Source organism: Leifsonia sp. fls2-241-R2A-40a, assembly GCF_030209575.1.
Lineage (GTDB): Bacteria > Actinomycetota > Actinomycetes > Actinomycetales > Microbacteriaceae > Leifsonia.
Genome location: NZ_JARVRS010000001.1, coordinates 3,316,739 through 3,327,843, shown reverse-complemented (window position 1 = coordinate 3,327,843; position 11,105 = coordinate 3,316,739). Strand labels below are relative to the sequence as shown.

The 11,105-nt window shown below is 69.6% G+C and carries 9 protein-coding genes; 8 read left to right on the top strand and 1 reads right to left on the bottom strand.

Features of this window, described 5'->3' with window-relative positions:
• The first annotated feature begins 5 nt into the window (after window positions 1-5).
• The 4 genes from QRN40_RS16420 to QRN40_RS16405 are packed head-to-tail and all read left to right on the top strand — an operon-like array spanning window position 6 to window position 5,228.
• Complete coding sequence (locus tag QRN40_RS16420) at window positions 6-977, top strand: AAA family ATPase (protein WP_285116942.1); 972 nt, start codon at window positions 6-8, stop codon at window positions 975-977.
• Window positions 974-2,317 carry a DUF58 domain-containing protein gene (locus tag QRN40_RS16415; protein ID WP_285116940.1) on the top strand — a complete coding sequence of 448 codons (1,344 nt, stop codon included), beginning with the start codon at window positions 974-976 and terminating at the stop codon, window positions 2,315-2,317. Before QRN40_RS16420 ends, QRN40_RS16415 begins: the two co-directional genes overlap by 4 nt.
• A complete protein-coding gene (locus QRN40_RS16410; RefSeq protein ID WP_285116938.1) occupies window positions 2,317-4,623 on the top strand; it encodes a transglutaminase TgpA family protein in 2,307 nt (768 codons plus the stop codon). Before QRN40_RS16415 ends, QRN40_RS16410 begins: the two co-directional genes overlap by 1 nt.
• On the top strand, window positions 4,620-5,228 hold the full coding sequence (locus QRN40_RS16405; RefSeq protein ID WP_285116936.1) for a zinc-ribbon domain-containing protein: 609 nt from the start codon (window positions 4,620-4,622) through the stop codon (window positions 5,226-5,228). The genes QRN40_RS16410 and QRN40_RS16405 overlap by 4 nt, the downstream gene beginning before the upstream one ends.
• Window positions 5,229-5,342: 114 nt before the next feature.
• Here the strand turns inward: QRN40_RS16405 and ald are convergent, their stop codons facing one another.
• Window positions 5,343-6,458: an alanine dehydrogenase gene (gene ald, locus QRN40_RS16400; RefSeq protein WP_285116935.1), complete on the bottom strand. Its 1,116-nt coding sequence runs from the start codon at window positions 6,456-6,458 to the stop codon at window positions 5,343-5,345.
• Between the two features lie 382 nt (window positions 6,459-6,840).
• On the opposite strand from ald, the gene QRN40_RS16395 reads away from it, so the two are divergent.
• The 4 genes from QRN40_RS16395 (at window position 6,841) to QRN40_RS16380 (ending at window position 11,050) form a co-directional block, all read left to right on the top strand.
• Entirely contained in the window at window positions 6,841-8,055 is a 1,215-nt protein-coding gene (locus tag QRN40_RS16395; RefSeq protein ID WP_285116933.1) for an ABC transporter substrate-binding protein, read from the top strand.
• Window positions 8,055-9,254: an ABC transporter ATP-binding protein gene (locus tag QRN40_RS16390; RefSeq protein WP_285116932.1), complete on the top strand. Its 1,200-nt coding sequence runs from the start codon at window positions 8,055-8,057 to the stop codon at window positions 9,252-9,254. The genes QRN40_RS16395 and QRN40_RS16390 overlap by 1 nt, the downstream gene beginning before the upstream one ends.
• Window positions 9,255-10,175: an ABC transporter permease gene (locus QRN40_RS16385; RefSeq protein WP_285116931.1), complete on the top strand. Its 921-nt coding sequence runs from the start codon at window positions 9,255-9,257 to the stop codon at window positions 10,173-10,175.
• A gap of 68 nt (window positions 10,176-10,243) precedes the next feature.
• Window positions 10,244-11,050: an ABC transporter permease gene (locus QRN40_RS16380; protein ID WP_285117516.1), complete on the top strand. Its 807-nt coding sequence runs from the start codon at window positions 10,244-10,246 to the stop codon at window positions 11,048-11,050.
• Window positions 11,051-11,105: the final 55 nt, after the last annotated feature.

Here is an 11,105-nt window from a genome sequence, read left to right as displayed (position 1 = left end):
GGAGCATGACGATGACCCCCGAACAGGCCGGTTGGTTCTCCGGAGTGTTCGAGCGCCTCGTCGGGAACATCGACCGTGTGCTGCTCGGCAAGTCCGCTGTGATCCGCCTCGCGCTGACCGCGTTGTTCAGCGAGGGCCACCTGCTGCTCGAAGACTTCCCGGGAACAGGCAAGACGTCGCTCGCGCGCGCCATCGCCGAGAGCGTGCGCGGCACGAGCAACCGCCTGCAGTTCACCCCGGACCTCCTCCCGGGCGACATCACGGGCGTGAACATCTACGACCAGCGGTCCGGCGCCTTCGAGTTCCACCGCGGCCCGATCTTCGCGAACATCGTCCTGGCCGACGAGATCAACCGCGCCAGCCCGAAGACGCAGTCCGCCCTGCTCGAGGTGATGGAGGAGCAGCAGGTCACCGTCGACGGTGTCCGCCACTCCGTCGGCGCCCCGTTCATGGTGATCGCCACGCAGAACCCCATCGAGCAGGCGGGAACGTACCGGCTTCCGGAGGCGCAGCTCGACCGCTTCCTCATGAAGGCGTCCATCGGATACCCGGACCACGAGGCGACCCTGCGCATCCTCGAGGGGTCGGAGCGCAAAGCCCACGAGATCGTCGTCCCGGAGGTCATCTCCGCCAGCACCGTCGTCGAGATGGGCACGATGGCGCGCGGCGTCCACGTCGACCCGACGATCAACGACTACGTCTCACGACTGGTCGAGGCCAGCCGCACGGCCGACGAGATCCGCCTCGGCGTGAGCGTCCGCGGCGCGCTGGCGCTGCTGCGGGCGGCGAAGACCATGGCCGCCGCCTCCGGCCGCTACTACGTGACGCCCGACGATGTGAAGGCCCTCGCGGAGCCCGTGCTCGCCCACCGCCTCGTGCTCGACCCGGAGGCCGAGTTCGAGGGCGTCAGCGCGTCGAGCGTCATCGGCCAGCTGCTGATCGAGACCCCGCCGCCCAGCGATCGGGCCGCCGTGTGACCACCACCGTCACCCGTTCGCAGACCGAGCTGACCAACGCGCGCGCCCGTATCGTCGGCGAGCGCGAAGGGTTGCTCGCGGACGCGATCGTCTGGGTGGTCCGCACCTCCGGCACCGCTGGGCGCGCCATAGCCGCGGTCGCCGGCCGGGTGGGCGCGGTCGTCACCGCGCTGGGCTGGTCGATGCTGGTCCTCGCCGTGCTCGCGCTGACCGCCGGGTACGTCTGGAACTGGGTGGAGGCGGTGGTCGCCGGATGGACGGCGCTCGCGCTGCTCATCGTCGCGTCGGGGTATCTGATCGGCCGCACCGCCTACGACGTCGGTCTCTCCCTGCCGGCGAACCGTGTGGTGGTCGGAGACCGCGCGCCCGGCGAGGTCGCCATCCGCAATCCGCTGCGGCGCCGCCTCCCCGGCGTCCGGGTCGAGGTCCCGGTCGGACACGGCCTGGCCGAGTTCGCCGCGCCGTCCCTGTCCGCGGGCGAGGAGCATTCCGACGTCTTCGTCGTGCCGACGACCCGTCGCGGCATCGTGCCGATCGGCCCCGTGCGCATGGTCCGGGCCGACCCCATCGGCCTGCTGCGCCGCGAGGTGGTCTGGGCCGACTCGCTCGACCTGTTCGTGCACCCGCGCACCATCGCCATCCCGAGCATGAGCACCGGATTCGTCCGCGACCTGGAGGGGTCCCCGACGCGCGACCTGACCTCCAGCGACATCGCCTTCCACGCGCTGCGCGAGTACGTCCCCGGTGACGAGCGCCGCTACATCCACTGGAAGTCGACGGCGAAGACCGGCAGCTACATGGTGCGGCAGTTCGAGGAGACGCGGCGCAGCCACCTCCTGGTCGCGCTCAGCCTGTCGGCCGCCGACTACGCGACGGAGGAGGAGTTCGAGCTCGCCGTCAGCGTGACCGGTTCGCTCGGGGTGCGCGCGATGCTCGACTCGCGCACCGTGTCGGTCGTCGCGAGTGCGGAGACACCGGAGTTCGCCAAGCGGATGCTGTTCAGCGCCCGGCGGCTGAGCACCGTGAACCGCGGCCGGCTGCTCGACGACCTCGCCGGCGTGGAGACCGCCGAGTCGGCGCTCCGCCTGCCGGAACTGGCGCAGGTCGCCGCCGACGATTCCGCCGGGATCTCGATCGCGTTCCTGATCTGCGGCTCGACGCCGACCGCCTCGCAGCTGCGCGCCGCGGCAGCGCACTTCCCGCTGGGGGTGGATGTCGTGTCCATCGTCTGCGACGAGGGCGCGGTGCCCTCGCTGCGCCGGGTGGCCGACCTGAGCGTCCTCACCATCGGCTACCTGGAGGACCTCCAGCGCAGCCTCGCGAAACGGCTGGCCACCTGATGCCCGCCCGTCGCCCCGTCCGCGCCCTCATCGACGTCGCCTTCGCCCTGGCGGCCGTCGCCCTGGGCGCCTGGTCGTTCTGGCCGATCTACCAGTCGTCCGCGTTCCTCCTGATGCTCGTGGTGACGCTGGTGGCCGGCACCCTGGTGGGCGTCCTCGGGTGGGCGTTCCGGCTCCCGAGCATCGCCGTGGCCGGGCTCATCGTGCTCGTCTACCTCGGACTCGGCGTCCAGCTCGCCGTGCCCTCGGAGGCGGGCGCCGGAGGCCTGCTGCCCACCGGCGCGGGGTTCATCGACCTCGTCCAGGGGACCTGGCTCAGCTGGAAGCAGCTGGTGACCATCAGCCTCCCGGTGGGGTCGTACCAAGCGCTCCTCGTACCCGCGTTCCTCCTGACGCTATTGACGACAGTGCTGACCGTCACGATCGCGCTGCGGTCGTCCCGGCCGGAGCTGGCGGCGATCCCGCCCGTTCTCCTGCTGGTCGCGGGCATCCTGCTCGGCTCGTCCGTCGCCTCCCTTCCTCTCGCACTGCTCTTCGCCCTGTTCATCGTGCTGCTGGCGTGGCTCATCCGGTTCCGCCTGCAGCGGCGGGCCGCATCCATCCGGTCCCTGCGCGAGCAGAGCGGCCTGCTCGTCGAGTCCCGCAGCGAGCGCCGATCGACCGCCCTGCTGACGACCGCGGGGGCGACGGTCATGCTCGTCGCGGCAGCCGGGGCCGGTATCGCCGCCGCCGCGCTCATCCCGCCGCAGGGCGAGCGGGATGTGGTGCGCACGGCCGTCGAGCAGCCGTTCGACCCGCGTCAGTATCCCAGCCCGCTGAGCGGGTTCCGCTCCTATCTAGAGCCCGACAGATCCGAGGAGCCTATGCTGTCGGTCGCCGGGCTTCCGGCCGACCGGCGCCTCCGCATCGCCACCCTCGACACCTACGACGGCGTGACCTACGCCGTGGGCAGCGGCGACGTGACCAGCGCCTCAGGCTCGTTCACGCGCGTCCCGTACCGGATCGACCAGAGCGCGACGACCGGCAGGAAGGCGTCGACGACCGTGGTCGTGCGCGCCTACCGCGGACCATGGCTGCCCGGAGCGGGCCAGCTGGAGCAGGTCGACTTCGCCGGACCCGACGCCGGCCGCCTCTCCGGCGCGTTCTTCTACAACGACGTCACCGGGACCGGTGCGGTGACCACGTCGCTCCGCAGCGGCGATATGTACACCGAGGAGACGGTCGTGAAGCCGCTGCTCTCGGCCGCGCAACTCGAGAAGGTGCAGCCGGGCAGCGACTCGGTCCCGCGGCCGAGCGTGATCCCGGACGAGCTGCAGTCCGCGCTGCAGAAGTACACGGCGGGGGTGTCCGGCGCGGGAGAGAAGCTCGCGGCGGCGCTGCGCGGTCTCGCGCAGGACGGCTACATCAGCCACGGGATCGGGCCCGGCGAGCCCGCGAGCCGGTCCGGCCACGGAGCGGACCGCATCACCGAGCTGCTCACCGCAGTGCCGATGCTCGGGGACCAGGAGCAGTACGCGGTCACCGCCGCGCTCATGGCGCGGCAGCTGGGGTTCCCGGCCCGTGTGGTCGTCGGGTTCGTCGCGCCGCGCGACGCGGGCTCCAACGTCACGTTCGTCGGCTCGGACATCTCCGCGTGGATCGAGGTGCAGACCACCTCCGGCTGGGTCACCGTCGACCCGAACCCGCCGATCCGTCCGGTCCCGCCGAAGCAGCCGGATCAGCCGACGCAGATCTCGCGTCCGCAGACCAACGTGCAGCCGCCGGTCGACGACAACCCGCAGCGGAACGACGAGCCGCCGCAGGCGCAGGTCGACCCGGCGAACCAGCCGCACCCCGACCCCGCGCTGGAGGGACTGCTCGCGGTGCTGACGATCGTCGGCTGGACCCTGCTCGTCCTGGCGCTCGTCGCATCACCGTTCCTCGCCGTGCTGGCCGCCAAGTGGCGCCGCCGCACCCTCCGGCGGCGCGCGCCGACCGCACGGGAGCGGATCGTGGGCGGCTGGCGCGAGTTCGCGGACTCCGCCGTCGACCACGGCTACGACGCGCCGCCCGCCGCGACGCGCGTCGAGTTCGCCGAGACCATCGGCGGATCCCGCGCGAACGCGCTCGCCAAGGTCGCCGACCGCGCCACGTTCAGCGGTGTCGCACCGACGCCCGCCGAGGCGGAATCGGTGTGGAAGGCGGTCGACGACCTGCGCGCGCAGCTCGCCAAGCGCGACACGCGCTGGAAGCGGCTCCTAGCGGCGGTCTCGCTGCGTTCCCTCGGCTACCGTGGGAGACGGAACGGAAGGGGATCGGACCGATGAACTGTCGCGTGTGCGGTGCAGAGCTGGCGCAGGGCACCCTGTTCTGCCCGATGTGCGGCAGTTCGGTGACGTCGTCGCGCGTCCGCGCGCCGGAACTCGCCGATTCGCGCCCCTCCGACACGTCCATCCTCTCGGACCGGCTCGCCGAGCGTCCGCCCGCACCGGCGATGGCCGGGCGGTTCCCGGATGCCCTGGAACTCGACGAGGACGGGCTGCCTCCCACCCAGGCGATGACGATCATCCCGGTCGAGACGGCGCCGCCCGCGCGTCCGGCCGCCCACCGCTCGTTCACGCTCAGCTTCTCCACCGGCGACATCGTGGAGGTGTCGGGTTCCGGCCTCGTCGGCCGGCGGCCGATCACGCAGCCGGGGGAGCACGTAGACCAGCTCGTGATCGTGTCCGACCCCGGACGAAGCGTGTCCAAGACGCACCTCGAGTTCGGCCTGGAGGGCGACGAGCTGTGGATCTGCGACCGGTACTCCGGCAACGGCACGGTCGCGCATCCCCTCGGCGGCGTCGCCCGCCAGTGCGAGGCCGGCCGCCGCTACCGCGTCACCCGGGGCACCCGCGTGGAGATCGGCGACCACTGGTTCGACGTCTCCTGACCCTCGCCCACCCGTCCCGCAGCCCGTAGCCCGCGAGCACAGGAAAAGCGCCGCCGATCAGGTCCGATCGGCGGCGCTTTTCCTGTGCTGGGCGGCTCGGCGGCCCGGAGGGACTCAGGCCAGGGCGTCCTCGAGGGAGGCGGCCTCGAGGCCGTGCGCGGAGGCGACGCCCTCGTTGGTGACCGTGCCCGCGTGCACGTTGAGGCCGAGGGCGAGCGACGCGTCCGCGCGAAGCGCCGCCTGCCAGCCCCGGTTGGCGATGGCGCGCGCGTACGGCAGCGTGGCGTTGGTCAGCGCGTACGTGGAGGTGTGGGGGACCGCGCCGGGCATGTTGGCGACGCAGTAGAACACCGACTGGTGGACCGTGAACGTCGGGTCGGCGTGGGTGGTGGGGTGCGAGTCCTCGAAGCAGCCGCCCTGATCGACGGCGATGTCGACGAGCACGCTGCCCGGCTTCATCCGGGAGACCATCTCGTTGGTGACGAGCTTCGGCGCCTTCGCCCCGGGCACGAGCACCGAGCCGATGACGAGGTCGGACGCGACGACCGCCTTGTCGATCTCGAAGCTGTTCGACGCGATCGTCTTGATCCGGCCCGCGTAGAGCGCGTCCAGCTCGCGGAGGCGCTGGATGTTGGTGTCGAGCACGGTGACCTCGGCGCCGAGGCCGACCGCGACCGAGATCGCGTTGGTTCCGGCGACCCCGCCGCCCAGCACGGTGACGACAGCGGGATGCGTGCCGGGGACGCCGGGGACGAGCAGTCCGGGGCCGCCATTCGGCTTGAGCATCGTGTTGGCTCCGACGATCGGCGCGAGGCGCCCGGCGACCTCGCTCATCGGGGCGAGGAGCGGCAGCGCGCGCGACGGCAGCTGCACCGTCTCGTAGGCGATCGCCGTGACGCCGCCGTCGATGAGCGCGCGCGTGAGCGCCTCATCCGCCGCGAGGTGGAGGTAGGTGAAGAGCACCAGACCGCGACGGAAGTATCCGTACTCGCTCTCGATCGGCTCCTTCACCTTGAGGATGAGGTCGCCGGCCGCCCACGTCGCAGCCGCGTCGGGCAGGATGGTCGCGCCCGCCCCGGCGTAGAGCTCGTCGGGGATGGAGGAGCCGACGCCCGCGCCGGACTCGACGAAGACCTCGTGACCCGCACCGACCAGGTCGTGCACTCCGGCCGGCGTGATCGCCACCCGGAACTCGTTGTTCTTGATCTCGCGGGGGATCGCGACCTTCATGGGGCTCCTTCGACACTCGACATGGTGGTTCGGTCTCACCCTAGCGAGGTTCACCGACGATTTCGACTGTCATTTTCGTCGAGGTGTGCTGATTTCGCGGGCGAACCCGCATCCAGCAGACGATTTCCGTAGCGGCGGGTGGCCCTCGACTGGCGGACGAACCGGCCGCGGCGGCAGAACGACCCGTCTGCGGTTTCCCGGGCGTTTCGACCGATCGGGAACGGATTTCGTAAAGATTGTGTTTCCGAATGGACGATTCGGCCCCCTTTTGCTGCGGATCGCCACGCTGTGTGTCAGGATCGGGTCCACCGCGACGGCACGACGGAGTGCCCCGCAAGCGCCGTCGCCCGTGGTCCGTGTTCGATCCCCAAGGAGCACCACAGTGAAACCGAGCAACCTCCCGCAAGACCCGATGATCCGACAGCTCGTGCAGTCCGCTCGGGCGTCGCACGTGACGCGACGTGGGCTCCTCGCCGGAGCAGGAGCGGGAGCCGCCGCGCTCGCCCTCGCCGCCTGCTCCACCGGAGGCGCCTCGGGCAAGCCGACCGCCGCGAAGGATCAGTCCGCGAGCGACAAGGCCCTCACCTGGGCCAACTGGCAGGCCTACCTCGACCAGGACGACGCGGGCAAGTACCCGACGCTCGAGGCGTTCGAGAAGCAGAGCGGCCTGAAGGTGAAGTACGACGTCGCTGTGGACGACAACAACACCTACTACGCCAAGGTGAAGGACCAGCTCGCCCTGGGCAAAGACATCGGAGCGGACACCGTCTGCCTCACCGACTGGATGATCGCACGGTGGATCCGGCTCGGTTACGTCCAGCCGTTCGACGAAGCCAAGATCCCGAACAAGAAGAACCTGGTCAAGAACCTCCAGGACGTCGACTTCGACCCGGGCCGCAAGAAGTCGCTGCCGTGGCAGAGCGGGTTCGCCGGCATCTGCTGGAACAAGGAGAAGCTGCCGAACGGCCTCAAGTCGGTCGACGACCTGTGGAAGCCGGAGCTGAAGGGCAAGGTCGGCGTGCTCAGCGAGATGCGCGACACCATGGGCCTGATCATGCTGCAGCAGGGTGTCGACATCTCGCAGAAGTTCAGCCAGGCCGACTTCGACAAGGCCATCGAGACCCTCACCAAAGAGGTGAACGACGGCCAGGTCCGCAACATCAAGGGCAACTCGTACCTCAACGACCTGAAGTCCGGCGACACCCTGGCGGCCATCTGCTGGTCGGGAGACATCACCCAGCTCAACGCCGAAGCGGGCGACAACTGGGAGTTCGCCATCCCGGAGGCCGGCGGCACCCTGTGGAGCGACAACTTCGTCATCCCGATCGGGTCGTCGCGGAAGGCGAACGCCGAGAAGCTCATCGACTACTACTACGAGCCGGAGGTGGCCGCCGAGGTCGCCGCCTGGGTCAACTACATCACCCCGGTCGAGGGCGCGAAGGAAGCGGCGACGAAGATCGACCCGAAGCTCGCCGAGAACCAGTTGATCTTCCCCGACGAGGAGACCCTCGCCAAGGTGAAGATCTTCCACTCGCTCACGCCGGCCGAAGAGCAGCGGTATCAGGCGGACTTCCAGAAGGTGATCCTGGGGGCCTGATGGCAAAGGGAGTATTCGCCGAGTCCGGCGCGGATCTGCGCCTGGACGGCATCAAGAAGAGGTTCCCCGGCTTCACGGCCATCGAAGAAATGGACCTGACCATCCCGGCGGGCTCGTTCTTCGCCCTGCTCGGCCCGAGCGGGTGCGGCAAGACGACGACCCTGCGCCTGGTCGCCGGACTGGAGGAGCCGACCGAGGGCCGCATCCTGATCGGCGGTGAGGATGTGACGCGCACGAAGCCGTTCCAGCGTCCCGTCAACACGGTGTTCCAGAGCTATGCGCTGTTCCCGCACATGACGGTCCTCGAGAACGTCGCGTTCGGCCTCCGTCGCCGGCGCATCGGCGACCCGGTCGCCAAGGCGCACGAGGCGCTCCGGCTGGTCGAGCTCGACCACCTGGCGTCCCGTCGCCCCGCGCAACTGTCGGGCGGTCAGCAGCAGCGCGTCGCCCTCGCCCGCGCAGTGGTGAACCGGCCGGCGCTGCTGCTGCTGGACGAGCCGCTCGGAGCGCTCGACCTCAAGCTGCGTCGGCAGATGCAGCTGGAGCTGAAGTCCATCCAGACCGAGGTCGGCCTCACCTTCGTGCACGTCACGCACGACCAGGAGGAGGCCATGACCATGGCCGACACCGTCGCCGTCATGAACAAGGGCCGCATCGAGCAGATGGGGTCGCCCGAGATCCTGTACGAACTGCCGGCGACGGTCTTCGTGGCGAACTTCCTCGGCCAGTCCAACCTCTTCGCGGGACCGGTGCAGGAGTCCGGCGACCAGACCATCGGCGTGGATGTGGGCGGGTCGCGCATCCAGGTGCCGCGGGCGCGCGCGCAGCGGACGAGCGGCTTCGTCACGGTCGGAGTGCGGCCCGAGAAGCTGACCCTGCACGACAGCCCGGAGACGATCCCGTCCGGCGCCAACAGCCTCGGACCCGGCCGCGTGACCGACGTGTCCTTCAGCGGTGTGAGCACGCAGTACCTCGTGGATGTGCCGGGCGTCGGAACGATCGTGGTGTTCGCGCAGAACATGGCGAGCGGACCGATCGCCGCGCTCGGCGGCGAGGTCTGGGTGGCCTGGGATGCCGGGCACACGTTCGTGCTCGCCGACGAGCCGCCGGCAGACGGCCGGTTCGCGGACGACGCCGACACCCAGGCCATCGCTGCGCAGGCACGCGAGCGGATGCTCACGGAGCTGGAGGAAGCGTAGATGGCCCTCGCCGCATTCACGGGGGCACCGCCGACCCAGGACCAGGAGCCTGCTGTCCGCCGCAAGAGCGGCATCGCGCTCGTGCTGCTCCTGCCCGGCGTGCTCTACCTCGTCCTGTTCTTCCTCACCCCGCTGGTCTCGCTGATCATCACGTCGTTCCAGGCTCCGGTGGTGGATGGAGACATCGGGCAGTACCAGACCGCGTTCCAGTGGAGCACCTACACCGACTCGCTCGCCGAGTACTGGCCGCAGATCCTCCGCTCGTTCGCCTACGCCCTCATCGCGACCGCGGCGGCGCTGGTGATCAGCTACCCGCTGGCCTACTTCATCGGTGTGAAGATGCGGGGACGGCCGCTCGCCCAGAACCTGCTGATGACCCTCGTCATCGCTCCGTTCTTCATCAGCTTCCTGCTGCGGACGCTGGCGTGGAAGGCCATCCTGAGCGACGACGGCTGGATCGCCAGCTCGCTCAAGGCGGTGTCCATCCTGCCGCCCGACGCCCACATCACCGGCACGCCGTTCTCGGTGATCTTCGGCCTCACGTACAACTTCATCCCGTTCATGTGCCTCCCGCTGTACTCCACGCTGGAGCGGCTGGACACGCGGCTGCTGGAGGCGGGACAGGACCTCTACGCGAGCCCGTGGACCACCTTCCGCAAGGTGACCATCCCGCTGTCGATGCCGGGCATCGTGTCCGGGACACTGCTGACCTTCATCCCGGCGGCGGGCGACTACATCAACGCGTCGCAGGACTTCCTCGGCGCCGCCGACACCTCGATGATCGGAAACGTCATCGAGAGCAACTTCCTGGTGCTGCAGAACTATCCGACGGCCGCCGCCATGTCGGTCGTGCTGATGGCGGTCATCCTGGTGATCGTCGGCGCCTACGTGCGCCGGAGCGGAACGGAGGAGCTGCTGTGACGTCCTCGACCACCTCCCCGACGTCCGCGACGGTCCCGACGAGTCCGGCGAACCCGTCGCCGCGCTCGGTGCGTTCCGGACGACCGCGCTTCAAGGGCCTCGGGCTCGGCGTCTACGCGTTCCTCGCGCTGGCGTTCCTGCTCATCCCGATCGTCTACACGTTCGTGTTCTCGTTCAACGACGCGATCAAGAACAACATCGCGTGGCGCGGATTCACCCTCCGCAACTGGACGAACGTGTGCGACGCGGCGGGCATCTGCGACGCGTTCATGGCGAGCATCATCATCGGACTCATCTCCACCGTGATCGCGACGGTGCTCGGCACGATGATCGCCATCGCGCTGATGCGCTACCGGTTCCGCTTCCGGTCGCAGACCAGCCTCCTGCTGTTCCTGCCGATGGCGAGCCCGGAGGTCGTGCTCGGCGCGGGACTCGCGGCACAGTTCCTGAGCCTCGGCGTGAACAAGGGCTTCGGGACGATCATCATCGCCCATGTCATGTTCTGCATCAGCTTCGTCGTGGTGACGGTGAAGGCGCGCGTCGCGTCGCTCGACCCGGCCCTCGAGGAGGCGGGGCGCGACCTGTACGGCTCGCCGAATGCCGTCTTCTGGCGCATCACGTTCCCGCTCCTGCTGCCGGGCATCCTGTCGGCGGCGCTGCTGTCGTTCTCACTGAGCTTCGACGACTTCATCATCACGAACTTCAACGCAGGAGCCGTGACGACGTTCCCGATGTACATCTACATCGCGGCCTCCCGCGGCATCCCGGCGCAGGCCAATGTGATCGCCTCGGCCGTCTTCATCCTGACGATCCTCGTGGTACTGATCTCGCAGCTGACCGCCGCCGCCCGCGCGAAGCGTCTCGCCCGGCAGTAGGGCCGCCGATCACAGGAAAAACGCTCCGGATCCGGGTGGATCCGGAGCGTTTTTC